At 59.2% G+C, this 25,353-nt stretch carries 29 protein-coding genes, 2 tRNA genes and 1 pseudogene; 26 read left to right on the forward strand and 6 right to left on the reverse strand.

What is annotated here, in order from left to right:
* Window positions 1-59 precede the first annotated feature (59 nt).
* The gene (locus WOB96_RS09950; RefSeq protein WP_341371143.1) at window positions 60-296 is read left to right on the forward strand and encodes a hypothetical protein; all 237 of its coding nucleotides are present in this window, start codon (window positions 60-62) and stop codon (window positions 294-296) included.
* Between the two features lie 77 nt (window positions 297-373).
* On the opposite strand, the gene WOB96_RS09955 is transcribed toward WOB96_RS09950, so the two are convergent.
* A complete protein-coding gene (locus tag WOB96_RS09955; RefSeq protein WP_341371144.1) occupies window positions 374-595 on the reverse strand; it encodes a phosphatase PAP2 family protein in 222 nt (73 codons plus the stop codon).
* A gap of 168 nt (window positions 596-763) precedes the next feature.
* Between WOB96_RS09955 and WOB96_RS09960 the strand changes: the two genes are divergently transcribed.
* From WOB96_RS09960 to WOB96_RS10020, 13 genes are all read left to right on the forward strand, one after another.
* Window positions 764-2,323 (forward strand): sensor histidine kinase, encoded by a 1,560-nt coding sequence (locus WOB96_RS09960; RefSeq protein ID WP_341371145.1) that lies wholly within the window; start codon window positions 764-766, stop codon window positions 2,321-2,323.
* 38 nt (window positions 2,324-2,361) lie between these two features.
* Complete coding sequence (gene thiL, locus WOB96_RS09965) at window positions 2,362-3,447, forward strand: thiamine-phosphate kinase (protein ID WP_341371146.1); 1,086 nt, start codon at window positions 2,362-2,364, stop codon at window positions 3,445-3,447.
* Window positions 3,425-3,931 carry a phosphatidylglycerophosphatase A family protein gene (locus WOB96_RS09970; protein WP_341371147.1) on the forward strand — a complete coding sequence of 169 codons (507 nt, stop codon included), beginning with the start codon at window positions 3,425-3,427 and terminating at the stop codon, window positions 3,929-3,931. Before thiL ends, WOB96_RS09970 begins: the two co-directional genes overlap by 23 nt.
* Window positions 3,928-4,785, forward strand: a complete 858-nt coding sequence (locus WOB96_RS09975; protein WP_341371148.1) for a CinA family protein — start codon at window positions 3,928-3,930, stop codon at window positions 4,783-4,785. The genes WOB96_RS09970 and WOB96_RS09975 overlap by 4 nt, the downstream gene beginning before the upstream one ends.
* Window positions 4,769-5,323, forward strand: a complete 555-nt coding sequence (gene thpR, locus WOB96_RS09980) for an RNA 2',3'-cyclic phosphodiesterase (RefSeq protein WP_341371149.1) — start codon at window positions 4,769-4,771, stop codon at window positions 5,321-5,323. Before WOB96_RS09975 ends, thpR begins: the two co-directional genes overlap by 17 nt.
* 7 nt (window positions 5,324-5,330) lie before the next feature.
* Window positions 5,331-6,386 (forward strand): recombinase RecA, encoded by a 1,056-nt coding sequence (gene recA, locus WOB96_RS09985; protein WP_341371150.1) that lies wholly within the window; start codon window positions 5,331-5,333, stop codon window positions 6,384-6,386.
* Between the two features lie 35 nt (window positions 6,387-6,421).
* Window positions 6,422-6,919, forward strand: a complete 498-nt coding sequence (locus tag WOB96_RS09990) for a regulatory protein RecX (protein WP_341371151.1) — start codon at window positions 6,422-6,424, stop codon at window positions 6,917-6,919.
* Window positions 6,920-7,019: 100 nt separating this feature from the next.
* Window positions 7,020-9,653 carry an alanine--tRNA ligase gene (gene alaS, locus WOB96_RS09995; RefSeq protein ID WP_341371152.1) on the forward strand — a complete coding sequence of 878 codons (2,634 nt, stop codon included), beginning with the start codon at window positions 7,020-7,022 and terminating at the stop codon, window positions 9,651-9,653.
* Window positions 9,654-9,754: 101 nt separating this feature from the next.
* Window positions 9,755-9,919 (forward strand): hypothetical protein, encoded by a 165-nt coding sequence (locus WOB96_RS10000; RefSeq protein ID WP_341371153.1) that lies wholly within the window; start codon window positions 9,755-9,757, stop codon window positions 9,917-9,919.
* A 10-nt stretch (window positions 9,920-9,929) separates the two neighbouring features.
* The gene (locus WOB96_RS10005) at window positions 9,930-10,613 is read left to right on the forward strand and encodes an endonuclease III domain-containing protein (RefSeq protein ID WP_341371154.1); all 684 of its coding nucleotides are present in this window, start codon (window positions 9,930-9,932) and stop codon (window positions 10,611-10,613) included.
* A 50-nt stretch (window positions 10,614-10,663) separates the two neighbouring features.
* Window positions 10,664-11,779 (forward strand): mechanosensitive ion channel family protein, encoded by a 1,116-nt coding sequence (locus WOB96_RS10010; protein ID WP_341371155.1) that lies wholly within the window; start codon window positions 10,664-10,666, stop codon window positions 11,777-11,779.
* Between the two features lie 22 nt (window positions 11,780-11,801).
* Complete coding sequence (locus WOB96_RS10015; protein ID WP_341371156.1) at window positions 11,802-12,149, forward strand: phage holin family protein; 348 nt, start codon at window positions 11,802-11,804, stop codon at window positions 12,147-12,149.
* Between the two features lie 28 nt (window positions 12,150-12,177).
* Window positions 12,178-13,305: a 3-deoxy-7-phosphoheptulonate synthase gene (locus WOB96_RS10020; RefSeq protein WP_341371157.1), complete on the forward strand. Its 1,128-nt coding sequence runs from the start codon at window positions 12,178-12,180 to the stop codon at window positions 13,303-13,305.
* Here WOB96_RS10020 and WOB96_RS10025 read toward each other — a convergent pair whose 3' ends face one another.
* The 3 genes from WOB96_RS10025 to WOB96_RS10035 all read right to left on the reverse strand — a co-directional run bounded on the left by WOB96_RS10025 (window position 13,306) and on the right by WOB96_RS10035 (window position 15,929).
* A complete protein-coding gene (locus tag WOB96_RS10025) occupies window positions 13,306-14,007 on the reverse strand; it encodes a response regulator transcription factor (RefSeq protein WP_341371158.1) in 702 nt (233 codons plus the stop codon). It abuts the gene before it with no gap.
* Entirely contained in the window at window positions 14,000-15,619 is a 1,620-nt protein-coding gene (locus WOB96_RS10030) for a sensor histidine kinase (protein WP_341371159.1), read from the reverse strand. Before WOB96_RS10030 ends, WOB96_RS10025 begins: the two co-directional genes overlap by 8 nt.
* A gap of 109 nt (window positions 15,620-15,728) precedes the next feature.
* Complete coding sequence (locus WOB96_RS10035) at window positions 15,729-15,929, reverse strand: hypothetical protein (protein ID WP_341371160.1); 201 nt, start codon at window positions 15,927-15,929, stop codon at window positions 15,729-15,731.
* 211 nt (window positions 15,930-16,140) lie between these two features.
* Between WOB96_RS10035 and WOB96_RS10040 the strand changes: the two genes are divergently transcribed.
* The 5 genes and pseudogenes from WOB96_RS10040 to WOB96_RS10060 all read left to right on the forward strand — a co-directional run.
* Window positions 16,141-17,364, forward strand: a complete 1,224-nt coding sequence (locus WOB96_RS10040) for an aspartate kinase (protein WP_341371161.1) — start codon at window positions 16,141-16,143, stop codon at window positions 17,362-17,364.
* A 1-nt stretch (window position 17,365) separates the two neighbouring features.
* Window positions 17,366-18,010, forward strand: coding sequence for a hypothetical protein (locus WOB96_RS10045; RefSeq protein ID WP_341371162.1), 645 nt, complete (start codon window positions 17,366-17,368; stop codon window positions 18,008-18,010).
* Window positions 18,011-18,075: 65 nt separating this feature from the next.
* Window positions 18,076-18,168 (forward strand) — tRNA-Ser (locus WOB96_RS10050).
* Between the two features lie 45 nt (window positions 18,169-18,213).
* Window positions 18,214-18,290 (forward strand) — tRNA-Arg (locus tag WOB96_RS10055).
* 51 nt (window positions 18,291-18,341) lie between these two features.
* Window positions 18,342-18,518, forward strand: a pseudogene (locus tag WOB96_RS10060) (integrase core domain-containing protein); the annotation flags it as partial.
* Between the two features lie 25 nt (window positions 18,519-18,543).
* Here WOB96_RS10060 and WOB96_RS10065 read toward each other — a convergent pair.
* Window positions 18,544-18,870, reverse strand: a complete 327-nt coding sequence (locus tag WOB96_RS10065) for a helix-turn-helix domain-containing protein (protein WP_341371163.1) — start codon at window positions 18,868-18,870, stop codon at window positions 18,544-18,546.
* Window positions 18,867-19,034, reverse strand: a complete 168-nt coding sequence (locus tag WOB96_RS10070; protein WP_341371164.1) for a type II toxin-antitoxin system RelE family toxin — start codon at window positions 19,032-19,034, stop codon at window positions 18,867-18,869. The genes WOB96_RS10065 and WOB96_RS10070 overlap by 4 nt, the downstream gene beginning before the upstream one ends.
* Window positions 19,035-19,185: 151 nt before the next feature.
* Here WOB96_RS10070 and WOB96_RS14505 point away from each other — a divergent pair, with 151 nt between their 5' ends.
* The 7 genes from WOB96_RS14505 to WOB96_RS10110 all read left to right on the forward strand — a co-directional run bounded on the left by WOB96_RS14505 (window position 19,186) and on the right by WOB96_RS10110 (window position 25,352).
* Complete coding sequence (locus tag WOB96_RS14505; protein ID WP_423229734.1) at window positions 19,186-19,548, forward strand: GNAT family N-acetyltransferase; 363 nt, start codon at window positions 19,186-19,188, stop codon at window positions 19,546-19,548.
* A 298-nt stretch (window positions 19,549-19,846) separates the two neighbouring features.
* On the forward strand, window positions 19,847-20,599 hold the full coding sequence (locus WOB96_RS10085; RefSeq protein WP_341371165.1) for a GntR family transcriptional regulator: 753 nt from the start codon (window positions 19,847-19,849) through the stop codon (window positions 20,597-20,599).
* 29 nt (window positions 20,600-20,628) lie between these two features.
* On the forward strand, window positions 20,629-22,341 hold the full coding sequence (locus WOB96_RS10090) for a fumarate reductase/succinate dehydrogenase flavoprotein subunit (RefSeq protein ID WP_423229738.1): 1,713 nt from the start codon (window positions 20,629-20,631) through the stop codon (window positions 22,339-22,341).
* A gap of 12 nt (window positions 22,342-22,353) precedes the next feature.
* Window positions 22,354-22,587 carry a 4Fe-4S dicluster domain-containing protein gene (locus WOB96_RS10095; protein ID WP_341371167.1) on the forward strand — a complete coding sequence of 78 codons (234 nt, stop codon included), beginning with the start codon at window positions 22,354-22,356 and terminating at the stop codon, window positions 22,585-22,587.
* A gap of 10 nt (window positions 22,588-22,597) precedes the next feature.
* Window positions 22,598-23,551 carry a HEAT repeat domain-containing protein gene (locus WOB96_RS10100; RefSeq protein WP_341371168.1) on the forward strand — a complete coding sequence of 318 codons (954 nt, stop codon included), beginning with the start codon at window positions 22,598-22,600 and terminating at the stop codon, window positions 23,549-23,551.
* Window positions 23,552-23,567: 16 nt separating this feature from the next.
* The gene (fdxA, locus tag WOB96_RS10105; protein WP_341371169.1) at window positions 23,568-23,891 is read left to right on the forward strand and encodes a ferredoxin FdxA; all 324 of its coding nucleotides are present in this window, start codon (window positions 23,568-23,570) and stop codon (window positions 23,889-23,891) included.
* A gap of 12 nt (window positions 23,892-23,903) precedes the next feature.
* Window positions 23,904-25,352 (forward strand): ABC transporter substrate-binding protein, encoded by a 1,449-nt coding sequence (locus WOB96_RS10110; protein WP_341371170.1) that lies wholly within the window; start codon window positions 23,904-23,906, stop codon window positions 25,350-25,352.
* The last annotated feature ends 1 nt before the right edge of the window (window position 25,353 follow it).

Raw genomic sequence — 25,353 nt, forward strand, 5'->3', positions numbered from 1 at the left:
GTGAATTCTCATCCTTTTGAGCGCCCAGTCACTGGAGCGTCCCTGTACAGGAGAAGGATATGGCCAGAACCGCTTATCCAAAGCTTTCCCAGGAGAAATATCCCACCATCGACCCCAAGGTCGAGATGAGTGCTGCGGAGGCAAAGAAGATTCTCGATTACCTGGATACCCAGGATTATGCCGCGGATGCTGCCCTGCGCATCAACGTTGCCGAGTTTCACCAGCTGCTGTCCTGCTTCGTGTCGCTGTATGTCGAGTGCAAGCAGGCCCAGGAGGCGGATGCCGCCATCCATTAGGCAATGGAAGACACATGAAAGCCCACCCGCTCAGGCGCGTGGGCTTTTTCGTTTCTACAGGCTCAGGAAGCGAGCTGCTACAGAGAGTATCCCGCGATCAGTGCCAGGATCAGCAGAACGACGCCGACCCAGAGAATGATTGGCTTGGATAAGGTGCTTCTGCCTGGGCTGTGCCTGGATGGCATGGAGTTCGCTGCCATGCCGTCTGCAGGTCCGGGAATGTCGTTGACCCCCATGTTCATTTCCCGATCCTCTCCATCCTCCGCGACGTTGGTGCCTGAGTGGCCATGCTTGTTCATGGATTGCTCCTCTGAAGGATAAGGATGGTACCGTGCAAGTTTTGGAGTGGCGTGCCTCGGGGAAGTTCCTGCGAGCGGCATCCAGGGGGATGGCTACTCAGGTTGACTTATCCTGATCGGCATCCGATATTTGTAGGATAAACATAACAAGTACAACTGGGGGAAGCCATGGGCAATGGAGCCGGTTTCGCGGAGGAAGATGTGCTTGTCCGGCAGCTTGCGGACGACCGGTTTCAGGCGGGTTTCAGGCTTGCCGCGGTCGGACTGGCACATGCCGGACCGGATGGGCGCCTGCTCGAGGTCAATGGGACGTTTGCCAGCCTGCTCGGCAGGTCTGTCGAGGACCTGACAGGATGCTTGCTTGCAGAGCTGCTGCACCCGGAGGATCTTGGCGTGATGGATGAGTTGGCTGGCCTGCATTTCCAGGGCCAGCGGCAGACCTCCCTGGTTCTGCGCCTGCATCACCGGGATGAGGGCTGGTTGTGGGCAAGATTGGCGGTTTCCCTACTGTCCGGACCCTGTGGTGAACTTCTATGCTATATCCTGGCCCTGGAGGATGGGACCGCATGGCGACAGATCGAGCGGGCCCTGCAACGGACCACCATCTGCCGTGACAGGATTCTGGGGCACGCCAGCAACGCCATTTTCATTCTGGATGGCGCGGGCAGCTTTACCAGCGGAAATCCTGCAGGGCAGGGGATGACCGGGTTCTGCATGGATGATCTGGCTGGCCGGCATTTTTCCGCCCTCTGGCCCGAGGCTGAGTGGCCGAGGATCGAGCAGGTGTTTGGAGAGGTCCTGAGCGCCGGAAGGCCGGCCAGCCTGTCTGAAGTCCGCCTGCAGCATCGCGAGGGCTATCCGGTCACCGTCAGTCTGTATCTCGATCCGGTGCTGGAAGCGGGGCAGGTGATGCGGCTGATCTGCGTGCTCAATGCCCCGGCGGCCCAGCCGCTCCATGATTACCAGCGTGTCGAAGACGAGATTCGCCGGCTGAACGTGGAGCTCGAGCAGCGGGTCTCCGAGCGCACGGCCCAGCTCAGCGCGGTCAACCAGGAACTGGAAGCCTTCTGTTACTCCGTTTCCCACGATCTGCGCGCGCCCTTGCGCGCCATCAATGGCTTCAGCCAGGCGCTCGCGGAAGACTGCAAGGGCGCCCTGTCCAGAGAGGGCGAGCTGCATCTGGGCCGCATCTGCCAGGCTACCCAGCGCATGGGGCAGTTGATCGAGGACCTCCTGAAGCTTTCCCGGATGACGCGTAGCGAGATGTGCCGGGAGTGGGTGAATCTGAGCACCCTGGCGCGCAGTATCTGCGCCGATTTGCGCACCCGCCAGCCGGAGCGGCAGGTGGCGTGCGTCATTGCCCCCAATGTGGTCGCGCACGGCGATCCCCGGCTCCTGCACATCGTGCTGGAAAACCTGCTGGGCAACGCCTGGAAATTCACTGGCAAGAAGCCCGCTGCGAGCGTGGAGTTCGGCAGCAGCATCATCGATGGCCGGCGTACATTCTTTGTGCAGGACGATGGAGCCGGCTTTGACATGAACTACGCCGACAAGCTCTTTGGTGCCTTTCAGCGGCTGCACGGATACAATGAATTCGAAGGCACCGGCATCGGGCTGGCGACCGCCCAGCGCATCATTCATCGTCATGGTGGTCAGATCTGGGGAGAGGGGGAGATTGGCAAGGGCGCCACTTTCTACTTTACCGTCAAGGACTGCGTGGATCGTTGATGCCTCTCGGCCTTGGGCCCCATATTCGAGGAGAAGCCTTGTCCTGCCAGGAATTCAGCCTGATCCGCCACATCATGGCCGAGCATGCGGGTGCCCGGCGCGCTGATGTCGATGTCGGCATCGGTGATGATGCTGCCGTGCTGCATTGCCCGGACCCTGGGCAGGACCTGATCAGCAGCGTGGACACCCTGGTGGCCGGCCGGCATTTCTTTGCGGATGCCGATCCTGCCGGGCTGGGCCACAAGGCCCTGGCGGTCAACCTCAGCGACCTGGCGGCCATGGGTGCCAGGCCTGCCTGGGCGCTGCTCAGTCTTTCCCTCCCGGACAAGGCGCCGGAAGGTCTGAATGATTGCTGGCCAGGCTGCTGGTTGCAGGCCTTCATGACTGGCATGGATGCCCTGGCCCAAAGGCACGGGGTTGGCATCGTGGGTGGCGACACGGTGGCCTGTGATACGCTCCAGATCAGCATTACCGCGCTAGGCTGGGCGGCCAGGGGGCGGGCCATCAGGCGATCCGGCGCGCAGCCGGGGGACCGGATCTGGGTATCCGGCTCCTTGGGCGGAGCGGCTGCTGCCCTGCGAACCATTTATGCCGAAAGGGTTCAGACAGAATTCCTGCCGATCCAGTGGCGTGCGGCGGAATGGCATTATTTGTGTCAGCGCCTGGAACGGCCCGAACCGCGGCTGGCGCTGGGTCAGGCCTTGCTTGAAGAGGGGCTGGCGCATGCCATGCTGGACATTTCCGATGGCTTGCTGGCAGATCTCGGGCATTTGCTGGCGGCATCCGATGCCCATGCCCGGCTTGAGTTGGGGGATCTGCCCCTCGCGGAACCGCTGCGCAGGCTGCGGCCCAGCGCGCCAGACCTGGTGCGCGAGCTGGCTCTGGCTGGGGGAGATGACTATGAACTGTGTTTCACGGCGCCCGCAAGTGCGGATGCTGAGCTCGCAGCGCTTGCTGCCCGGCTCGACCTGCCCTTGAGCTGCGTCGGCCGGATTACAAATATTGGTGGCGCGCCTGGCCAGAACCCGCTGGCCGACGCCCGTCACCGAATGGAGCTTTGGGAAGGCGATGTGCGCCTGCCCATGCCCGAGCGCCTTGGTTATGAACACTTCACCGCGTCCTAGTCACTGGTCGCACTGGCTGGCCACCGGCTTTGGCAGCGGGCTGGTGCCCTGGATTCCGGGCACCGTCGGCACCATCACCGCCATTCCCCTGTATCTGCTGCTGCAACCCAACTGGGTGCTTTATACCCTGGTACTCATTGGCATGATGATGCTGGGCCCCTGGATTTGCGCCAGAACCGCGCATGATTTTGGCGGAGTGGATACCGAAAACATCGTCAGGCGCCTGAAACTGGCCTCGGACCATCAGGCCATCGTCTGGGATGAGTGGGTCGGGTTGCTGATCACGCTCTGGACGGTACCCTTTACGATCAAATCGCTGGTTCTCGGCTTTGTCCTGTTCCGGTTCTTCGATATGGTCAAGCCCTGGCCGATCTACTGGTTCGACCGCAATGTCCACGGTGGTCTGGGCACCATGCTGGATGATGTGCTGGCGGGCATCGGCGCGGCCCTGGCCCTGCATTATCTGTTGCCATACTGGCCATGAACAAATCCGCGCGAATTCTTCTTTCGGTTGCCCAGGCGGATGCCGCCATGCTGGCCCGGCGTCTGGCCGCAAGGCTGGAGCTCTCGGGGGTACCGACCCGGGTCGAGATCAGTGCCTGCCTGCAGGCACAGGAGGAGCAGATCGGGGTTGCGCTCGGTGATTTCCAGGGTCTGGCCACCTGGCTGGCGCAGCCGAACCGCCATCATTTTTCCCCGCTCGACTGGTTGGGCATGCGGGCATTTTGCGATCAGCAATTCCCTTTGGATCACGCTGTCCATACCGTTTTGAAGGCGGTGTGCGAGCAGGGCATCATGGTAACGCCAGGCGAGTACTGGCACCTGGGTGGGACGTCGGGAGAAGGCTTGCTCCTGGATTTCGCACCACCAGAATTGGCGCTGGTGCAGGCCCTGCAGGCGCGCGGTGAGACCCTGGCCCTGGCGGAATCCTGTACCGGCGGCGGGCTGGCAGCGCGCATCACCAATGTCCCGGGGGCCTCGGCTGTGTTCCAGGCTGGCCTGGTCACCTATGGCAATGATGCCAAGCAAGCACTGCTGGGCGTGCAAGCGGAAACGCTGGCCCGCATGGGCGCGGTCAGCGAGCCGACGGCGCTGGAGATGCTGGCGGGTGCCCTGCGGCAGGCGGAATGGGCTGCCGCCATTACCGGCATCGCCGGGCCCGGGGGCGCGACGCCTGGCAAGCCGGTGGGGACGGTCTGTATTGCCTGGGGGCGGCGTCAGGGCCCGCAATGTGTGGATACCTTTCATTTTCCGGGTGATCGCTGGGCGGTGCGCCACGCCGCCGGCAATGTCGCCCTGGGCAGATTGCTGGAGCTGATCCATGAACCTGCCGGGTAACTATTTCATCACCGCCTGGGTGCCGCCCGAGTTGCAGGACTGGATCCGGCGCGAGGCCATGCCAAGGCTGCCCTTGCATGGATCCTTGCCGCGCGGGCTCTATCTGGAAGCGCCCTTTCGTTGGCATCTCACCCTGCGTTATCTGGGAGGCGTCGGTGCTGAATGCATGCCCTGCATCGAGCAGGCGCTTGCAGGATTGGCATTCAAAACTTTCCCTGTTGCCGTGAATTTTGATATAATTGGCTGCTTCCAGAAGGGCAGGATTGCCTGGCTTGGCCCCCGCGAGCCCGTTCCGGCGCTCGCTGAATGTGTCACTCAATTGAACGAAAACCTGTCAAATTGCGGTTTCAAGCTTGAAAATCGTTCTTTTCGCCCCCATATAACACTGGTTCGTTCCCCGCAATCCTGGCCTTGTCAGCGCGTGAATCTTCCCGGTGTTGGTTGGTCGATCGATCAGTTTCATCTCGTGCGTTCGTTGCATGGACAGTATCGGACCGAAGCATCCTGGCCCTTGCGGGACAGTCTCAACAAGGAGTAGTGACTCAATGGATGATCAAAAGCAAAAGGCCCTGCAAGCCGCACTGGGGCAGATCGACAAGCAGTTCGGCAAGGGCGCGGTCATGCGCATGGGAGATGCCAAGGCCGTCAAGGACATTCAGGTCTATTCCACGGGCTCACTGACCCTGGATATCGCGCTGGGTGTCGGTGGTCTGCCGCGCGGTCGCGTGGTCGAGATCTATGGCCCGGAATCGTCCGGCAAGACCACGCTGACCCTGCACGCCATTGCCAGTTGCCAGGCCCAGGGCGGCGTGGCGGCCTTCATTGATGCCGAGCACGCGCTGGACCCGATCTATGCCCAGAAACTGGGTGTCAATCTGGATGATCTGCTGATCTCCCAGCCCGATACCGGCGAGCAGGCCCTGGAAATCGCCGACATGCTGGTGCGCTCGGGTGCCGTGGATCTGGTCGTGGTGGATTCGGTGGCGGCGCTGACGCCCAAGGCCGAGATCGAGGGCGACATGGGTGACTCCCACGTGGGTCTCCATGCCCGGCTGATGAGCCAGGCCCTGCGCAAGCTCACGGGCAACATTTCCCGCACCAACACCCTGGTGATCTTCATCAACCAGATCCGCATGAAGATCGGCGTGATGTTCGGCAGTCCGGAAACCACCACCGGCGGCAATGCGCTCAAGTTCTACGCCTCGGTGCGCCTGGATATCCGCCGTATCGGCGCAATCAAGAAGGCCGATGAGGTGATCGGCAATGCCACGCGCGTGAAGGTGGTCAAGAACAAGGTTGCGCCGCCCTTCCGCGAGGCCGAATTCGACATACTTTATGGCGAAGGTGTTTCCAAGGCCGGCGAGCTGGTGGATATGGGCGTCAAGTTCAACATCATCGAAAAGAGCGGCGCCTGGTACAGTTACAACGGTGACCGGATCGGCCAGGGGCGTGACAACGTCCGTCAGCTCTTCAAGGATCGCCCGGAACTGGCGGCCGAAATCGAGGCCAAGATCCGCGCTGCGGTGCAGAACAAGCCCCTGCCGGTGGTGGAGCCGCCGCTCGGGGCCAATGTGGCTGAAGAGGATCTGGCTGAAGTCTGAGGCTTGAGCGCCAACCGCACGGGAGGTGATTGCAGGTGCCTTTTCAAAAGCGATCCAGCACCCAGGAAGAAGCCGCCCCGATGGGGGCGGCGACGGCCCGCAACCGGGCGCTGAACTGGCTTGCCCGGCGCGAACACAGCAGCCAGCAGATGCGTCAGAAGCTATCGCGCATCGGCTGTCCGGAAGATGTGACTGAAACCCTGATTCGCCAGCTTGGCGAGGAAGGGCTGCTCAGTGATCAGCGTTATGCGGAGATGCTGTCGCGTACCCGCTTCAACCGCGGTTTTGGTCCGGCCCGGGTGCGTGCGGAGTTGCGCAGCCAGGGCGTGGATGACGAAACCATTGCCCAGTATGCAGATATTGATGAGCATACCCTGCTGCAACAGGCGCGCACGGCGCTGGAAAAGCGCTTTGGCGGCTTGCGCGCTCAGGATCAGAAAAGCCGCGCCCAGCAGGCCCGTTTCCTGGCCTACAAGGGTTTTCCATCGGACCTGATCTTTCGCGCGATTTCCGGCGAGGGGGATCCGGACTAGCTGTTTTCCGATTCTGGCCCCAGTCGCCATATCCGATCCCTTTTTGTTACACTCAAAGGCAGTTTACAGACTGCCTTTTTTTGCGCCCGAGAGCCAAACCATGCGCGTTGCCGACATTCGACAGAATTTCCTGCAGTTCTTTGCTGATCAGGGCCACGAGAAAGTGCCCTCCAGCCCCCTGGTGCCCAAGAACGATCCCACCCTGCTGTTTACCAATGCCGGCATGGTGCAGTTCAAGGATGTCTTCCTGGGCCTGGAAAGCCGCCCCTATCAGCGCGCGGTGAGCGTGCAGCGCTGCATGCGCGCTGGTGGCAAGCACAACGATCTGGAAAATGTCGGTTATACCGCCCGGCATCACACCTTTTTCGAAATGCTGGGGAATTTCTCCTTTGGCGATTACTTCAAACGCGACGCCATCCGGTTTGCCTGGCGCTTCCTGACCGAAACCCTCGGCCTGCCCCCGGAAAGGCTCTGGGTGACGGTCTATCAGGAAGACGATGAAGCGGCGGCCATCTGGCTGGACGAAATGGGCATCGATCCGGCGCGTTTCTCCCGCTGTGATGCGAAAGACAATTTCTGGAGTATGGGCGACACCGGCCCCTGTGGCCCCTGTTCGGAGATCTTCTTTGATCATGGCCCGCATATCCCCGGTGGTCCTCCCGGCAGTGAAGATGCCGACGGGGATCGCTACGTCGAGATCTGGAATCTGGTGTTCATGCAGTATGACCGGGATTCCGACGGCAAGCTGACCCCGCTACCCAAGCCCTCGGTGGATACCGGCATGGGGCTGGAGCGCTTGGCTGCCGTGCTGCAGGGCGTGCACAACAACTACGACACCGACGTGTTCCAGCCCGCCATTCAGGCGGCGGCCAGCCTGGCCGGTCTGCGTTATGGCGAGGACGCCAAGCTGGATACCTCGTTGCGGGTGCTGGCCGATCACATCCGTTCCTGCAGCTTTCTGATCACCGATGGCGTGATGCCCGCCAACGAGGGACGTGGCTATGTGCTGCGGCGCATCATCCGGCGCGCCATCCGTCATGGCCACAAGCTCGGCCTGCGGGAGATCTTCTTCTATAAACTCGTGGGGCCGCTCTGCGACAGCATGGGTGCTGCCTATCCCGAGCTACTGGCAGCGCGGGCGGATGTCGAAAAGGTGCTCAAGCTCGAGGAAGAGCGTTTCCTGGAGACCCTGGAAAATGGCCTGAAGCTGCTCGACGAGGTGATTGCCGGGCTCGGGGATGCTCGCACCCTGCCAGGGGATGCTGTGTTCAAGCTGTATGACACCTTTGGCTTTCCGGTGGATCTGACCGGCGACATCGCCCGCGAGCGTGGCCTGACGGTGGATGAGGCGGGCTTTGAAGCCGCCATGTCTGAGCAGAAGAATCGCTCGCGCGCCGCCTGGTCGGGCAGTGGCGAGGTCAAGGCCGAGAATGTCTATCACGACCTGCGCGCGCGCATGCAGCCGGTCGAGTTTTTTGGCTATGAGCAGCTCGATGTCGAGGCCGAGGTGGTGGCCATCCTGCGCGATGGCGAACTCGTAGATCAGCTTGGTGTCGGCGAAAGTGGCGCTGTAATACTGGATCGCACGACCTTTTACGGCGAGTCCGGCGGTCAGGTGGGCGACCAGGGCGCCCTGCTCTGGGATGCGGGCCGCTTTGCCGTGGAGAATACGCAAAAGCCCCTGCCGGATCTCTTTGTGCATGTCGGTCGGCTGGAAAGCGGTTCCCTGCGGGTGGGCCAGCGTCTGACGGCGCACGTCGATGAACAGGCCCGTCTCGATACTGCCTACAATCATTCCGCCACCCACCTTCTGCACGCAGCGCTCAAAACCGTGCTCGGTGGCCATGTGCGCCAGATGGGCTCGCTGGTGGCGCCTGACCGCCTGCGCTTTGATTTTGCGCACTTTGCGCCCCTGAGCCAGGAAGAACTCTTGCGCGTCGAGGATCTGGTCAACGCCGAGATCCGCGCCAATGCCGAGGCCGAGACGCAAGTCATGCCCATCGATGAGGCAATCGCCAGTGGGGCGGCTGCGCTGTTTGGCGAGAAATACGGCGATACCGTGCGGGTGGTGCGCATGGGGGACTTTTCCAGCGAGCTCTGTGGCGGCACGCATGTGCGGCGAGTCGGGGACATCGGCCTTTTCAGGATCATCAGCGAATCGGGCGTTGCCTCCGGTACCCGGCGCATCGAGGCCGTGACCGGCCGCATGGCGCTGGCGATGGTGCGCGAAAAGGAGGCATTGCTGCGCCAGGTCGCGGATCTTCTGAAGGCCAGTCCGCAGGATGCCGCCAAGCGTCTGGAAGGCCTGCTGGAGCAGCACCGCCAGCTCGAACGCCAGATCGAGCAGATCCGGGCCAAGGCCGCCGCCAGCCAGGGGGACAATCTGGCGGATAGGGCGATCAGCCTGAAAGGGGTTAAAGTGCTGGCAGCGCAACTCGATGGCGCGGACGCCAAAACCCTGCGCAATACCCTGGACCAGCTCCGTGACAAGCTCGGCAATTCGGCCATCGTGCTGGCGGCGGTGCAGGGCGACAAGGTGAGTCTGGTGGCCGGCGTCAGCAAGGATCTCAGTAGCCGCATCCCGGCTGGTGACCTGGTCAATTTCGTGGCTCAGCCCTTGGGCGGCAAGGGCGGCGGCCGGCCGGACATGGCTCAGGCCGGTGGCAGCAATCCGGAAAAGCTGCCGGATATCCTCTCCCAGGTGCCGGCCTGGATCGAAAACCTGCTCGGTTAAACGCGCCAGGCTGGCTTGGCTTGGCTTGGCTTGTAGCGTGGCGGGGATCATGCGCGGTGCCTCCGGGCACCGTTATTACCGACAAACCGTGGAGGCTGGCCATGCGTGTCCTGCTGTGGATTGGTATCTTTCTCGTTGCCCTGGGCCTGCTGGCCTGGCTGGTGTTCAAGATCACGATCCGGTTGGCCATGCTGCTTTTCCTGGCCGGTGTGGCCTTCATTGTCTGGGGAGGCTTCAAGCTCAGCCGGATGGGACGCGAAACCTAATACCGGGCGCATGCAGGTTCCGCAGCCTGGGTCCAAACGGCCATTCGAGCCGGATCTGGCTTTTGCGCGCATTGCCGAGGCGGTCCAGCCCTTTCCAAAGGCCGCCCTGTTCGAACTCGCGGATGAGGGGTTTCGTTCGCCGTTCGAGCAACTACTGGCCTGCATCATTTCCATTCGCACCCGCGATGAGACCACCCTGCCGGCCGCAAGACGTCTTTTCGCCCTGGCCCGTACGCCTGCGCAATTGCTTGCACTCGATCCCGCGGCGATCTATGCGGCCATCCTCCCTGCCACCTTTCACGAAACCAAGGCGCGTCAGATGCGCGCCATCGCGGCAGCCATCGAGGCGGATCATGGGGGTGAACTGCCCTGTGCTCGGGATACCCTGCTATCATTTCAGGGGGTCGGCCCGAAATGTGCCAATCTGTCGCTTGGCATCGCCTGTGGTTTGCCCCTGATCAGCGTCGATATCCACGTTCACCGGGTGGTCAACCGCTGGGGCTATGTGCAGGCCAAAACACCTGAGCAAACCCTGGTCCAGCTCGATGCCCGGCTGCCCATGGCCTTTCGGGTGGCAATCAACCGCTTGCTGGTGCCCTTTGGCAAGCACATCTGTACCGGGCAGCTGCCCCGTTGTTCAAGCTGCCCGGTACTGGATATGTGCCAGCAGATTGGTGTCAACAGGCATCGTTGAGACAGTTTCAGCCAGAAACTTGATCGCATCAGCAGCAAGAGGAGGTGGTTTTGGATTATCTGAATCAGATCGATTTCCTGCAGGCCAATGTATATGGCAACACTTACGCGCAGTGGCTGGTTGCTGGACTGGTGTTCCTGCTGTCCTGGGGGGGGCTGCGTTACCTGAAGGGTATGCTCGTCGACCGCCTGAGTGTGCTGGCGCGCGGTACGAGCACGGACCTGGATGACTTTGCCGTCAGCCTGTTGCAGGGCGTCAAGGGGTTCTTCCTCATCATTCTCTCCCTGGCCATCGCAACGATGGTCCTCAATCTGCCGCCAGCGAAGACGGACATCATTCATACCCTGGCGGTGATCGCGGTACTGATCCAGGCGGCATTCTGGGGCACGGCCTTCATTGATTTCCTGCTCAATCGTCAGGTCAGCAATCGCGGCGTCGAAACGGATGGCGGCGCGATCATGACCATGCGTGCTGTGGGATTCATAGGAAGGATGGTGCTGTGGGTGGTCATTGTCCTGTTGATCCTGGACAATTCAGGCGTTGATGTGACGGCCCTGGTGGCCAGTCTTGGTATCGGTGGCGTGGCGGTGGCGCTGGCGGTGCAGAACATCCTGAGTGATCTCTTCGCATCGCTGTCGATCGTGCTCGACAAACCCTTCGTGATTGGAGATTTCATTACCGTGGGCGACATGGCGGGAACCGTCGAGTACATCGGGATGAAGTCGACGCGGGTACGTAGTCTCTCGGGTGAGCAGATCGTTTTTTCCAATGCCGATATCCTCAAGGGCCAGATCCGCAATTACAAGCGCATGTTCGAGCGCCGGGTGGTGCTGCAGTTTGGCGTCACCTACCAGACCCCGCAGGAAAAACTGGCAGCCATGCCAGGCTGGATTCGCAAAATCGTGGAGGCCCAGGACAAGACCCGGTTCGATCGGGCGCATCTGGCCGGCTTCGGTAATTCCGCGCTGAACTTCGAGGTGGTGTACTTCGTGCTCGATCCGGACTACAACGTGTATATGGATATCCAGCAGGCCATCGATCTGGGCATCATCGAGGTCTTTGCCCGGGAAAAGGTCGAGTTTGCCTATCCGACCCAGACCCTGTTCGTGCAGGGCAGCGGGGGTGAAATTGCAGTAGCGCGCGAGTCCAGGGCGCTCGGTCGCTGATCATTAGAACAAGGGAGACTTCATGAGATTGCTGCTGCGCTGGCTGGTCAATGGCTTGATGCTCTTGCTGGTTGCCTATCTGTTTCCTTCGATTTCACTGACCGGCCCGTTTTCCGCACTGTTCACGGCACTCCTGCTGGGCCTGGTCAACGCCTTGATCCGTCCCGTGTTGCTGGTGCTGACCCTGCCGATCACTGTGCTGACCCTGGGCTTGTTTACCCTGGTGATCAATGGGTTGTTGTTCTGGTTCGTATCCGCCCTGGTGCCGGGCTTCCATGTGGCGGGGTTCTGGTCGGCTTTTTGGGGGGCTCTGGTGTACAGTATTCTTTCCTGGGCGGCCAGCGCCCTGATCGTCGAACGCGACCGTTGAGGCGGCGCGCCTGCATAGCGAGGTTTGCATGATCCTGATTCTTGCCCCTGATACTGATCCCAAAGGCGCCGCTTTCAAACAGCTCATGGACTATGTCGAGCGCCTGCCCAAGGTGAGGGCGCGCGTCCATGTCGAGCAGGGCACTCAGCATACCCTGACCGAGATCTACCTCATCGGTGACACCGCCAGCCTGAATCTCGCCGACATGCAGGGCCTGCCCTGCGTGGACCGGGTGGTGCGCGTCTCGGAGGAGTATCGCATCCTCGGTCGGCACAAGGACGATCAGCGGCCCACCGGCTTTGACTATAACGGCGTACATTTCGGCCAGGACAATCTCAATGTCTTCGCCGGGCTCTGCGCCGTGGACAACCCCGAGCACGTCGAGCAGATGATGCGGGCCCTGCAGGCCGAGGGCCAGGTCTGCACCCGCATGGGCGCCTACAAGCCGCGCACCAGTCCCTATGCCTTCCAGGGGCATGGCAAGGCCTGTCTGCCTTACGTCTTCGAGCTGGCCGGCAAGTATGGCATCAAGGTCATTGCCATGGAGGTCACGCACGAGTCGCATGTCGAGGAGATCCGCGAGGCGCTTAGGCAGACCGGCAATCCGACCGGGGTGATGCTGCAGATCGGCACGCGCAACACCCAGAACTTCGAGCTGCTCAAGATCGTCGGCCGCCAGCAGGAATTTCCGGTGCTCCTGAAGCGCGGCTTCGGCATCACGCTCGAAGAGTCGCTCAATGCCGCGGAATATCTCGCGAGCGAGGGCAATGCCCGGGTGATCTTCGGCCTGCGCGGCATGAAGAGCAACATGGGCGACCCGCACCGCAACTTCGTCGACTTTGCACAGGTGCCGGTGGTCAGGCGACTGACCCGCATGCCGGTGTGCATCGATCCCTCGCACTCGGTGGGTTCGCGCGACCGGGCGCCGGATGGCATTCTCGATGTGATGCATGTGGTGGCCCAGGGCGTGATTGCCGGCGCCAACATGATCCTGGTGGATTTCCATCCCAACCCGGCCAAGGCCCTGGTGGACGGCCCCCAGGCCCTGCTGCTCGAAGAGCTGCCCTATTTCCTGGAAGACGTGCGCATCGCGCGCGAGGCCTACGAACAGCGTGTGGCGCTGACCCGGCGTTTTCGGGTCGAGCATCCGGACTGATCAGGGCTCGGCGTGGTTTTCCACCAGCTTGTAGCCGCTGCCGTGAATGGTGAGGAGATAGCGCGGATTGGCCGGATCCGGCTCGATCTTCTTTCTCAGGCGCAGGATGAAGTTGTCCACCGTGCGGGTGACGATCTCGCGCTGATGGCCCCAGATCTCGATCAGGAGCACGTCGCGCGAGATGACCTGGCCGGCATGATCCACGAAGTACCTGAGCAGTTCGAATTCTCGCGCGCTGGCCTCTAGCGGGTAGTTATCCCGCTGCATCTGCTGGCGCACGAAATCCACCTCGCAGGCACCGACCCGCACGTTGCGATTGCTGGCGGGCGCAGGGCGGTAACGCCTTAGCTGGGCATGGATGCGCGCGAGCAGTTCGCGCAGGCCAAAGGGCTTGACGACGTAATCATCCGCGCCCATCTCCAGCCCCAGCACCTTGTCGATTTCCTGGCCGCGCGCGGTCAGCATGATGATGGGGGATTCGATGCCCTCGGCGCGCATGCGCCGGCACAGGTCCAGCCCGTTGCCGTCGGGCAGCATCAGATCCAGTACGATCAGGTCCGGGCCTAGCTGCAGGGCGCTCTCGAATCCGGCCTTGGACGTGGCCGCACTTTCAATCAGATAACCCTCCACCTCAAGATTGTCCTGCAATCCCATGCGCATGGCAGGGTCGTCCTCGATGATCAGAATGCGGGGCTTAGGCATGGGGGTTTCCTGAAGCAAGGCCTGAATAGAAGGGAAAACTCAACAGAATGCGCAAGCCGGGCCGATCCTGCGGTTGATCGAGCAGAAAGTCCGCATGGTGTGCCGCGGCGATCCGGTCCACCAGGGCAAGCCCCAGGCCCGTGCCACGTCCGGAAGGAGATATCTGGCCCCGGTAGGCGGCCTTGCGGATGCGCTGGATTTCGGCGCGCGGGATGCCGGGGCCATAATCCACCACTTCCAGCTCCACCCGGTTCTGCCTTTCCTGCAGCCGGACGTCGACCCGCCCTCCAGCATTGGCGTACTTGACGGCATTGTCCAGCAGATTCAGCAGAATCTGCGTGATGCCATGGCGGTCATGTGCCACCGGCTGGAGGCAGGGCCCGATCTGCCGGCGCAACTGCATGCCGTTTTCGGACAGGTGCGGTGTGTAGCGATCCAGGACTTCATTGACGGTGCTGACGAGATCCAGATCCGCCAGTTCATAGATCCTGGCGCCACTGTTGAGCCGCGAAAAGTCCAATACCCCGCCGATGATGCGCGTGAGGCGTTCGGATTCGCGCAGGATGGTCTGGTGATATTCATGGATGCGCTCGGGGTCGCGGACCCGCTGCAGGTAGAGCGTTTCGGCAAACATGCGGATCAAGGCCAGCGGGGTCTTCAGCTCATGCGAGACGCTGGCGACAAACTGGCTGCGCATGCTGACCAGGGCGTGCTCCTGGCGCAGCTCCCACCAGGCAGCCAACACCGCCAGCAGGATCACCAGCAATACGCCGGCGGCGATGCCGAGCAGGGTCCAGTTGGGATGACTCAAGAGACCGTGGATTTTGCCCGGATCGGGTACATACACCAGATGCCAGCCTGGCAAGTAGCGGGCCAGCGGAAAATAGAGTGCCTGCTGGCTGCTGCGGCTGTCCACCGGTGCCAGCCAGACCCGTCCGCCATGTTCGCGGGTGAAGTCCGCAAACAGCGGGGCAAGATGTTGCGAGATCAGCCGGTTGACATTGAAGCGCAACAGGATGAAACCGTCCTCGTGACGGGGATCGAGATCGGCAATGGGCTGATAGGCGAACAGGGCATAGCGCCCGGCTACCGGCTCGATGAATGTGTGCGGTGAAAAGCGGGGACTGCGCTGACCGCTGCTTTCCTGGGCTGTGTATTCTTCCTGGACGCGGCCCGCCAGCCAGGCATCCAGATGTTTCTCGTGATCGGAGCGGGGCGGCGGGAATCTTTGTGTCAATTGCATGTGCTGATTCAGCAGGAGCACCTGTTCAACAGACGAGAAGTGCTGGCGCAGCACGGCGATGCGGTCATCATCCACTTCTTCCAGCGGAACATTCTTGAGGACCAGGAACGGCGACTCGATGGCGTTTCCGAGTACCGTTTCTGTCTGGCTGGACAGCAGGGCCAGGGATTGCTGCTGATTGGCCTTGAGGGTCTGGACGAGCAGGGCGCGCTCGCCGCGCAGGGTGTAGAAGGTGAAACCCAGCACGCTCAGAATGGCGAGTACCAGGACCAGCAACAGCAATAGGGGGGAGCGCCAGTGGCTGGACCAGCCCGGGCGTGCGGGGGGAACGATATCTTGCCACTTGGGCGTGGGCAGGGGGGTGGACATGGTTGATGATGTCAGGATGCCTTGACCCGGTGCGAGTTATCCTAGCACGTTTCATTGCTGAAACCGTCAGCGTCGATGAATGGGGGGCATTGCGCCCCCCGGAAAGACCTCAGCCTTTGGCGCCAGCCTTGGTGGACTGCTTGTGGCTGGTTTTTTCGTGAGAAATCTTTTTGGCATGTGACGCTTTCTGGTGGACGGCCTTGGCTGCCGAGGGCTTGCCGGCCTCGGTCTTGCCCGCGTGCTCGGCGGCGAAGGCGGAACCACTGGCGAGGATCAGGGTGCTGAGTGCGATCAGGATGGACTTTTTCATGGCGATCTCCTTCATGGGTAAGGGTTGGTTCGATGGCCGGATCAGTTTTCCTGCCACGCTTGTAAGCTTACGCATCCAGGGGCGGCACACCATCACAGAGCCGTCAAGATACGTCACAGGATGTCAGGATCGACAGGCTGGCACACTCGCGGTCCATCGGCAGTTATGTTTTAATTGCCGCTCCATGTCTGTCAGCGAAACGGATTCCAGTATGGCTTTGATTGTGCAGAAATTTGGCGGGACCTCGGTGGGTTCGCCCGAGCGCATTCGCAATGTGGCGAACCGGGTCCTGAGGGAGAAGGCCCGCGGAAATCAGGTGGTCGTGGTGGTGTCCGCGATGTCCGGCGAGACCGACCGGCTGCTCAAGCTTGCGCGTGAAATGCACCGCCAGCCGCCCGAGCGCGAACTGGACATGCTGATCTCCACCGGCGAGCAGGTCACGGTGGCCCTGCTGGCCATGGGGCTGGAGGCTCTTGGTCATCCTGCGCGTTCCTATACCGGAGCTCAGGTGGCGATCCAGACGGATTCGGTCTTTACCAAGGCCCGCATTACCAACATTGACGAACACCGCATCCGTGCCGACCTGGATGCTGGCCGGGTGGTGGTCGTTGCCGGCTTCCAGGGCGTGGACAGCGAGGGCAACATCACCACCCTGGGCCGGGGGGGGTCGGATACCACCGCAGTCGCCATCGCTGCCGCCCTGCAAGCGGACGAGTGCCATATCTATACCGATGTGGATGGCGTCTACACCACGGACCCACGGGTCGAGCCACGCGCGCGCCGTCTCGACCGCATCACCTTTGAAGAGATGCTGGAAATGGCGAGCCTGGGCGCAAAGGTCCTGCAGACCCGCTCGGTCGAATTTGCCGGCAAGTACAATATTCCCGTGCGTGTGCTGTCTTCCTTCGAGGAAGGCCCTGGCACGCTGGTCACCTGTGAGGAAGTCAACATGGAAGAAGCCAAGGTCTCCGGTATCGCTTTCAACCGAAACGAGGCCAAGATCACCATGATCGGCGTGCCGGATTGCCCCGGCATCGCCTATGCCATTCTCGGGCCCGTGTCCAAGGCCAGCATCAATGTGGACATGATCATCCAGAACGTCAGCGAACAGGGCAAGACCGACTTCACCTTTACGCTGGACAAGAGCGATTTCGACAAGGCCATGGAAATCGTCAAGCGCACCGGCACGGAACTGGGAGCCGAGAAGGTGGAAGGCGACTGTCGCGTCGGCAAGCTCTCGATCGTAGGCGTGGGCATGCGCTCACATGCCGGCATTGCATCGACCATGTTCGAGACCCTGGCGCGCGAGAACATCAACATCCAGATGATTTCCACCTCGGAAATCAAGATTTCGGTGGTGGTGGACGAAAAATATCTTGAGTTGGCGGTACGCGCCCTGCATGAGGCTTTTGGGCTTCACCAAGGAAACAACTGATATGGAGCTCGACTGGATACCCACCGAGGATGGCACTTTTACCCTGCGCCATGCCTCCGGCGAGACCTACAATGATCCCGAAGGTGCGGTGCACACCGCCTTTTCCGCCTTTGCCTATGGTGGCGGCCTGCTGAGCGCCGGCGAACGGGTGCGGGTGCTGGATATCGGCTTTGGCCTGGGGCTCAATGCCACGGCAGCCTGGGCCACACTCAGGCAGATCGGCGCGGAGATGGACCTGGTGGCCATCGAGCCCGATCAGGAGATCCTGGATGTCTTTGACGCCTGGCCTGCGCCCTTCAGCGTGCGCGAGCCGCGCGAGGCGCTGGGCAAGGCACTGCATGGTCAACAGATCAAGGATCTGAGCGTTCGCATGATCCGCCTGCCTCTGGATGAAGCACTGGAGCAGGCACGGGCGGGTTATCACGCGATATTCCTTGATCCCTGGAGTGCTGCCGTGCAGCCGGAAATGTGGGAGCCCGCGCGCCTGGAAGGCTTGCTTGAGCGGCTGCTGCCGGGCCGCAGTATGGTTTTCCGCAGCTATGGTGACGAGACGTTCGACGCCCTGCAGGCCGCCGGTTTGCCGGTGGAACGGCTGGACTGGCCGGCCGGACATGGCCACAGCTTCAGGATTCAGCGTAGCAAATAAGCTTGGCTTGTACGGGCGGCAATGATAGAATGCGCCCCTGTTACCTGTCGGTAAGCGTCAGTCAAGGAGAGATGGCCGAGTGGCTGAAGGCGCTCCCCTGCTAAGGGAGTATGGGGTTAAAAGCTCCATCGAGGGTTCGAATCCCTCTCTCTCCGCCATTTTGCTTGACATAAAAGCCTCCTTCGGTAAAATCTGCAAACCACGCGCTCGTAGCTCAGCCGGATAGAGCAACTGACTACGAATCAGTAGGTCGGGAGTTCGAATCTCTCCGAGCGCGCCATACAAATCAACGGTTTAGATCGGAAACGGTCTAAGCCGTTTTTCTTTGGTCATGTTCCACAGTCTGGAAGAAGTCCGGAGAATCATTGAGGCCTGGCGACAGGATTACAATCAGGAGCGGCCACACAGTGCCTTGGGTGGACTGAGTCCTGAGATGTTTCGGCGGCAGTTTGAATCAACCACAGATAGCCCGAATCCGAACTTAACACTGGTGCACTCGGCGGGGTAAGGTCAACTTCTCTACGTCGAACCGATCAGATAGACAAAATTTCTCGAACCCGCGCCAGCAGATCATTGGATACTTTCTCCATCCGCTCGACCTTCGAAAGATAGGGCTGAGACACGCCCAAACGCCGCGCCAGCTCTGTCTGCCTGACGCCCGCACGCATCCGCATCAGCGCCACGGGGTTTTGCACGTAGTCGGCGGGGTCGAAGGGCTCGTAATCATCGGTCTGGACAGCACGCGCTTCGAGCCCCGCCAGCTCGTCTTCGATCTCGGCTTTCAGGGCTAGATAGACGGCCACGGGGATCAGCACGTATTCATCCTGTCCGTCCAGGCTCTTGATGGTTTGCAGGGTCATTTGTACACGTCTCCTCGGGGACCAATTCTTTCCACGGCAATGATTCGCACTTCGTCCTGCCGGTCGTAGATCACGCGCCATGTGCCTACCCGTAGACGGTCGGTACTGGAAAGACTTTGCAGTTTGCGCTTGGCTTCGCGCTTGATCTTCAGGGTATAGCTCATTATAAACCTTCTGGTTATTGTTATAACCAGGCAAAACCAGGATCTCCGGGTGGGTTCGCCAAACTGATGCCGCATTCCTGTCAGATCTTGGCATGAAGCGTACTCACGTCAGATCGACACGCAGGAAGCACCCGAGTGAACTCGTTGCGGCATGGGCCAGTACCCGATTCCACTGGTCATCCTGGCGAGGCTTGCTGTCGATCTCGACTATCAAGTTCAGGGGCTTGGTTCCAGCTTGCTGCAGGATGCCATCCGCCGAACGATGGCGATTGCTGAGCAGGGGGGCATCCAGGCGCTGCTGAGACATCCCATCGATGCCGAAGCTGAAGCGTGTTATCGCCGTTTTGGTTTCGAGCCGACATTGATGCCCTGCTGGGCTCATGGACTCTTGTTGCCGACTGTCGGCAATTCCCGACATCACCGGGTCAACATATTGGGATCAAGGACCAATCCCGGGCTACCTGCCAGACCGGCAGATTGCTCGAGCGCGCCAGCCCGTCCGCTTCACGCTTGAACTCCGCCGAAAATTTCCTTCGCTTTGCCATGAGATACCTCCTGACTCAGTATGAGCCTTAATGAATATGTCCATGGAATCAGGGTAAAACCTAGATGGGTATTGCTGCTCAATGGTGCATGTGGAATATCCATGCACGGATTTTGTGCATTATGGCAGGGAATCAGTAACGCCATAGTTATTGATCAAAACATTATCCTATATAAACAATCGCTTAAGTCAATCGAGTGAGGCATGGGATATATGGCACAAAGCTTGCTCAACTTGTAATGACATGTAGTAACCAAGAGGGTTAACCATGCGTCCAGACTCACAAATAGTAACGCACCTCGCTCCTGCGCCATTGTACGTGCAGATCAAAGAGTCTATCCGCGCACGCATTCTCGATGGCACCTACAAAGCCCATGAGCAGATGCCTTCCGAGAGCGAGATGATAAAGGATTACGGCGTCAGTCGGACCACCGTACGCCAGGCGCTCGGCGATCTTCAAAAAGAAGGACTGCTGTTCAAGGTGCATGGAAAAGGGACCTTTGTATCACGTCCAAAGGCTTTTCAAGAACTCGCTCGCTTGCAGGGGTTCGGGGAGGCGATGAGTTCTAAGGGGTATGAAACTTTTTCTCAATTGATCAGTGTTCGCGAATTACCAGTCGACTCCGCACTAGCAAAAAAACTGCTACTAGACCCAAATGCGATGGTCAGCGAGTTTCGTCGAGTTCGCTATTTGAATCGCGAGCCAATTTCGCTGGATGTGACCTACCTTCCGCTAGAACTTGGCCGACGCCTGATAAAGGAAGATCTGGTTTCTCGAGACATTTTTCTGATCCTGGAAAATGACTATGACATCCCTCTGGGGAAGGCCGATCTGCAGATCGAGGCGGTATTGGCTGACGAGTTGCTCGCACGCCTACTTAAGGTTGCGGAAGGAACGCCCATTTTGCGTATTGAACGCCTGACCTTCACTGCCAATGGACAACCCATAGATTATGAACATCTTTATTACCGAGGTGATGCCTTCCAGTATCGTCTGAGCATCGAGCGCGCACATATTTAATTCAGGAGACAGAAATGGAATTGAATGCCATGGAAGTAGATGTACTGGTAATCGGTGGCGGCACTGCGGGACCCATGGCCGCCGTCAAGGCTAAAGCCAAAAATCCGACCCTTCGGGTGCTGCTGCTGGAAAAAGCCAATGTCAAACGAAGCGGTGCCATCTCCATGGGCATGGACGGCCTCAACAACGCTGTCATTCCCGGCCACGCCACGCCCGAACAGTATGTCAAGGAAATCACCATCGCGAATGACGGGATCGTCAATCAAAAAACGGTTATGACATATGCCCAGCGCAGTTTTGACATGATTCAGACCCTCGATAAATGGGGCGTGAAGTTCGAAAAGGACGAAACCGGCGATTACAACGTCAAGAAGGTCCACCACCTGGGCAGCTACGTACTGCCCATGCCCGAAGGCCATAACATGAAAAAGGTGCTTTACCGTCAGCTCAAACGGGCTCGGGTGGAAGTCACCAATCGTTTCATGGCAACGCGCCTTTTGACCAGTAACGGACGCATTGCCGGCGCCATGGTTCTGGAGACTCGCACGGGGGAGCCCGTCATGGTCCGCGCAAAGGCCGTGATTCTTTGCACCGGCGCCGCCGGGCGCCTGGGATTGCCCTCTTCGGGTTATCTCTTTGGCACCTATGAAAACCCGACCAACGCCGGCGATGGCTACAGCATGGCCTATCATGCCGGCGCGGAGCTCTCAGGCATTGAGTGTTTTCAGATCAATCCACTCATCAAGGACTATAACGGCCCTGCCTGCGCCTATGTAACCGGGCCGCTTGGGGGCTATACGGCCAATGCACGCGGCGAGCGCTTTATTGAGTGCGATTACTGGAGCGGGCAGATGATGATGGAGTTTCACCGTGAGCTGCAGGGGGGTAACGGCCCGGTTTTCCTGAAGCTCGATCATCTGGCCGAGGAAACCATCAGCGAAATCGAGCAGATTCTCCACACCAACGAGCGCCCGAGCCGGGGACGCTTTCACGAACGGCGCGGAACCAACTATCGAGAGCGAATGGTAGAGATGCATATCTCGGAGATCGGTCTGTGCAGTGGTCACAGCGCCTCGGGTGTCTGGATCAGTGAACGCGCTGAGACAACGGTACCAGGACTATACGCCGCCGGCGATCTCGCCTGCGTGCCGCACAATTACATGCTGGGTGCTTTCGTCTATGGGGAAATCGCAGGTGAAAGTGCAGCCGATTTCTGTGACGACCATGAGTTCGCGACCGTCGATAGCAAGCAGGTGGAACAGGAACGGCTACGGATGACGGCACCGATGCGGCGAAGCGATGGCCTACCGCCCAATCAGGTGGAATACAAGCTGCGTCGGCTGGTGAATGACCATCTACAACCGCCCAAAGTCACCCGCAAGATGGAAATTGGTCTGGAGCGTTTCGCCGAAATCCGCGAGGATCTGGATTTGTTGTATGCCGCAAATCCCCATGAGCTCATGCGTGCCATGGAGGTGCACGCCATTCTGGATTGCGCTGAAATGGCCGCGCGCGCCTCCCTCTTTCGTAAGGAAAGCCGCTGGGGACTTTATCACTACACAGTGGATTATCCCGATCGAAACGATAAGGACTGGTTTGTGCATGTCCAGGTCAAAAAAGATGCGCAGGGGCAAATGACCTGCCTGACCCGCCCGGTAGCACCCTACCTCGTTGATCTCGATGAACAAGAGAAATCCGCTTACGACCGTTTACGCGTGACTGAAAACGCCGTTAACGCCTGACAGGAGATTAATATGCCTACTGCAACTCAATCAAACAGCGTGCCGGTCACAGTGGATTCCGATAAATGCATCGCTCATAAGGGATGTACCGTCTGTGTCGAGGTGTGCCCGCTGGATGTGTTGGCCATCGATCACGTTAATGGCACTGCTTACATGAAGTTCGATGAGTGCTGGTATTGCACGCCCTGCGAAGCAGATTGCCCAACCGGTGCTGTCAAGGTGGATATTCCCTACCTGCTACGTTAGGAGCCGGCCAATGATGACATTTGTTATTACTGATGAATTGGAAAAGCTGCAGGACCGGCTGGAAGATCCCGATGCCCAGGTTCGACGTATTGCGGTCATGGAGCTGGTGGACACCGGTAATGAAGCAGCCGTGCCGATGCTGATTGAAGCATTGCACGATGTAGAGGCCGGAGTGCGAACAGAGGCAGCACGAGGTCTCGAAGAGTTTCAGAATAATGCCATCCTCATGCCCCTTCTAGATGCGCTGGAAGATTGTGATGCCGGTGTGCGTGAAGCTGCGGCCCATACTTTGGAGGAACTGAAGCATCCCGGCCTGGCCGACCTGTTCCTGGAACGCCTGCAACGGCCCGATCCCTTCGTGCGTGCCTCAGTGTTGCGGGCTATACGTTCCTTGCGATTACCTGACAGCTTGGCGCCATCGTTGGCCGCTTTGTCAGACATGAATGCCGACGTACGTCGCGAAGCAGCAGGCGTTCTAGGTTATCTGAAGGATCCGGAAGCTTTGCCTGCGATTGCCCAAGTAGCGAGGAATGATCTCGATCCCGAGGTGCGCCGCATGGCTGTTGGTGCACTGGGCTTCTCGGATAGCGGATTAACAATGCAGGCCCTCGTTGCAGCCATCTCCGATAGCCATTGGCAGGTACGGGAGGAAGCGGCGGCAATGATCGGTAAACTTGCATTGGCCGAAACCGATGACGCCTTGATTTCTGTGATGCTGGATGATTTCTGGCAGGTACGCGCCAAGGCGGCGATCAGCCTCGGCAAAATCAAAAGCAGGCGAGCGGTGCCTGTTCTCTCAGAAGCGTTATTCCATGATGTGAGCAATCTGCGCAAGGAGGCAGCCCTGGCGCTGGGTGAAATAGGAGATCTAAGAGCTGTTCCATTTTTACGAAAGGCACAATTGGACCCGGATCCTGATGTACGCAAGCTAGCCGATTGGGCTCTGGCGAAGATGCCTGCCTGACATTTGGGAGGAAACAATGACTTTTGTCGTAACCGAGAACTGCATTCGCTGCAAATATACAGATTGTGTGGAGGTGTGCCCGGTGGATTGCTTTCATGAAGGGCCTAACTTCCTTGTCATTGACCCAGAAGAATGCATTGATTGCACTCTCTGTGAACCTGAATGTCCGGCCAATGCCATTTTTGCTGAAACAGATCTACCGCCCGACCAGATCCACTTCGTCGAGTTGAACGCGGAACTTGCCAGAAGCTGGCCAGTGATCAGTGAAAGCAGGGAACCGCTGGCGGAAGCAGCTCAGTGGGACGGGATCCAGGATAAAATGGGGCTATTATTGCGCTGAAAGGGGCTCTCAATGAGACGTGTACTGCTCACCACTGTTCTTAGTCTCTCTATCATCGGTTGTAGTCAGAAGGACCAGAAAAACTCCCCTGAGGGACAGTCTGATACGAAGCAAGTCATCACGCTGGGAATTGGCACACAGAACACCACAACCAACACCGTCACGGCTGGTGTCATCATCAGGGAGCTAGGCTTACTGGAAAAGTACCTACCCCGATCCGGCAAATATCAGAATGTAGAATACAGGGTCAACTGGCAGAACTTCACTTCTGGCCCCCCGGTGACCAATGCCATGATGGCCAATAAGCTGCATATTGGCATGATGGGTGATTATCCGCTCATCATAAATGGATACACCTTTCAGTCCAATCCGGACAGCAGAAGTTATCTTATTAGCCTGATTGCATATAACGCTAGTGGTTCTGGAAATGGCGTAGTGGTACATGAAGATTCTCCTTACTATCAATTGGAAGATCTGAAAGGGAAATCGCTCTCAGTTCCCTTTGGATCCGCTGCGCATGGTATGTTGCTCAAAGCCATGCAGGATCGGGGCTGGCCAGAAAGTTATTTCAAGCTTTCCAGCCAGAGTCCGGAGGTCGGCACCAGCAATCTGCAGGAACGCAAAATTGATGCCCACGCTGACTTTGTACCATTTGCAGAACTCTTACCATTCCGTGGTTTTGCCCGAAAGATCTTTGATGGTGCGGAAACCGGTGTGCCCACTTTTCATGGTGTGGTCGTTCGGCAGGATTTTGCCGATAAATATCCGGAAGTGGTGGTTGCCTATCTCAAAGCAATGTTGGCGGCTGATGAATGGGTGAAGCGAAACCCTAAAGAGGCTGCGGAAAAAATCGCGCAGTGGACAGGGACGGACAAGGAGGTCGTGTATATCTTTTTGGGTCCTGGCGGGATCATGACTTTGGATCCGAGCATCAAATCCAAGTGGTTGGAAACCATTCGCTACGACGCCCAGGTATTGCAGCGCATGAACAAGATAAAGGGTTTTAATCCCGATCCCTGGGTGAATGAAACCTATCTCAGGCAGGCTTTTAAGGAAACCAGCCTGGATTATGAGAAGCAGAAGGCTTCAATGGCGGGTACTGTGGTCAGTGGTGAGGACCACTTCTGCAATCAGTCGATCGATCAAGCTCTGCAGGCGGGCGAAATATGGACCTCCGATGAGGGCATTTCGGCTTACAGTTCGCCGGACTGTACCTTGGCAGCATACAAGCAATTGCAGAATCAAGGCAAAAAGATTCTAGTGGCATATCTATTTGACCAGGCCAGAGGCACGAAACTGTTCGCAGACAAGGCATTTTACGCCATCAGTGATGGCTCTGGGGATAAGCCACGTTTGACGCCATTTCTCCTGAAAAAGGACGCCGCCTCGTATGTGGCCAAACATGGTGGTCGGGTCGCGACCTTTGCAGAGGCACTCTCCATAGCCGCCCGGAGGACTTAAT

The organism is Thermithiobacillus plumbiphilus, from assembly GCF_038070005.1.
GTDB lineage: Bacteria > Pseudomonadota > Gammaproteobacteria > Acidithiobacillales > Thermithiobacillaceae > JBBPCO01.

Coding starts and splice junctions, on each gene's coding strand:
- WOB96_RS09950 (WP_341371143.1), top strand. CDS start 60: ATGGCCAGAACCGCTTATCCAAAGCTTTCCCAGGAGAAATATCCCACC.
- WOB96_RS09955 (WP_341371144.1), bottom strand. CDS start 595: ATGAACAAGCATGGCCACTCAGGCACCAACGTCGCGGAGGATGGAGAG.
- WOB96_RS09960 (WP_341371145.1), top strand. CDS start 764: ATGGGCAATGGAGCCGGTTTCGCGGAGGAAGATGTGCTTGTCCGGCAG.
- WOB96_RS09970 (WP_341371147.1), top strand. CDS start 3,425: ATGAACACTTCACCGCGTCCTAGTCACTGGTCGCACTGGCTGGCCACC.
- WOB96_RS09975 (WP_341371148.1), top strand. CDS start 3,928: ATGAACAAATCCGCGCGAATTCTTCTTTCGGTTGCCCAGGCGGATGCC.
- thpR (WP_341371149.1), top strand. CDS start 4,769: ATGAACCTGCCGGGTAACTATTTCATCACCGCCTGGGTGCCGCCCGAG.
- recA (WP_341371150.1), top strand. CDS start 5,331: ATGGATGATCAAAAGCAAAAGGCCCTGCAAGCCGCACTGGGGCAGATC.
- alaS (WP_341371152.1), top strand. CDS start 7,020: ATGCGCGTTGCCGACATTCGACAGAATTTCCTGCAGTTCTTTGCTGAT.
- WOB96_RS10000 (WP_341371153.1), top strand. CDS start 9,755: ATGCGTGTCCTGCTGTGGATTGGTATCTTTCTCGTTGCCCTGGGCCTG.
- WOB96_RS10005 (WP_341371154.1), top strand. CDS start 9,930: ATGCAGGTTCCGCAGCCTGGGTCCAAACGGCCATTCGAGCCGGATCTG.
- WOB96_RS10015 (WP_341371156.1), top strand. CDS start 11,802: ATGAGATTGCTGCTGCGCTGGCTGGTCAATGGCTTGATGCTCTTGCTG.
- WOB96_RS10020 (WP_341371157.1), top strand. CDS start 12,178: ATGATCCTGATTCTTGCCCCTGATACTGATCCCAAAGGCGCCGCTTTC.
- WOB96_RS10025 (WP_341371158.1), bottom strand. CDS start 14,007: ATGCCTAAGCCCCGCATTCTGATCATCGAGGACGACCCTGCCATGCGC.
- WOB96_RS10030 (WP_341371159.1), bottom strand. CDS start 15,619: ATGTCCACCCCCCTGCCCACGCCCAAGTGGCAAGATATCGTTCCCCCC.
- WOB96_RS10035 (WP_341371160.1), bottom strand. CDS start 15,929: ATGAAAAAGTCCATCCTGATCGCACTCAGCACCCTGATCCTCGCCAGT.
- WOB96_RS10040 (WP_341371161.1), top strand. CDS start 16,141: ATGGCTTTGATTGTGCAGAAATTTGGCGGGACCTCGGTGGGTTCGCCC.
- WOB96_RS10045 (WP_341371162.1), top strand. CDS start 17,366: ATGGAGCTCGACTGGATACCCACCGAGGATGGCACTTTTACCCTGCGC.
- WOB96_RS10065 (WP_341371163.1), bottom strand. CDS start 18,870: ATGACCCTGCAAACCATCAAGAGCCTGGACGGACAGGATGAATACGTG.
- WOB96_RS10070 (WP_341371164.1), bottom strand. CDS start 19,034: ATGAGCTATACCCTGAAGATCAAGCGCGAAGCCAAGCGCAAACTGCAA.
- WOB96_RS14505 (WP_423229734.1), top strand. CDS start 19,186: ATGGGCCAGTACCCGATTCCACTGGTCATCCTGGCGAGGCTTGCTGTC.
- WOB96_RS10085 (WP_341371165.1), top strand. CDS start 19,847: ATGCGTCCAGACTCACAAATAGTAACGCACCTCGCTCCTGCGCCATTG.
- WOB96_RS10090 (WP_423229738.1), top strand. CDS start 20,629: ATGGAAGTAGATGTACTGGTAATCGGTGGCGGCACTGCGGGACCCATG.
- WOB96_RS10095 (WP_341371167.1), top strand. CDS start 22,354: ATGCCTACTGCAACTCAATCAAACAGCGTGCCGGTCACAGTGGATTCC.
- WOB96_RS10100 (WP_341371168.1), top strand. CDS start 22,598: ATGATGACATTTGTTATTACTGATGAATTGGAAAAGCTGCAGGACCGG.
- fdxA (WP_341371169.1), top strand. CDS start 23,568: ATGACTTTTGTCGTAACCGAGAACTGCATTCGCTGCAAATATACAGAT.
- WOB96_RS10110 (WP_341371170.1), top strand. CDS start 23,904: ATGAGACGTGTACTGCTCACCACTGTTCTTAGTCTCTCTATCATCGGT.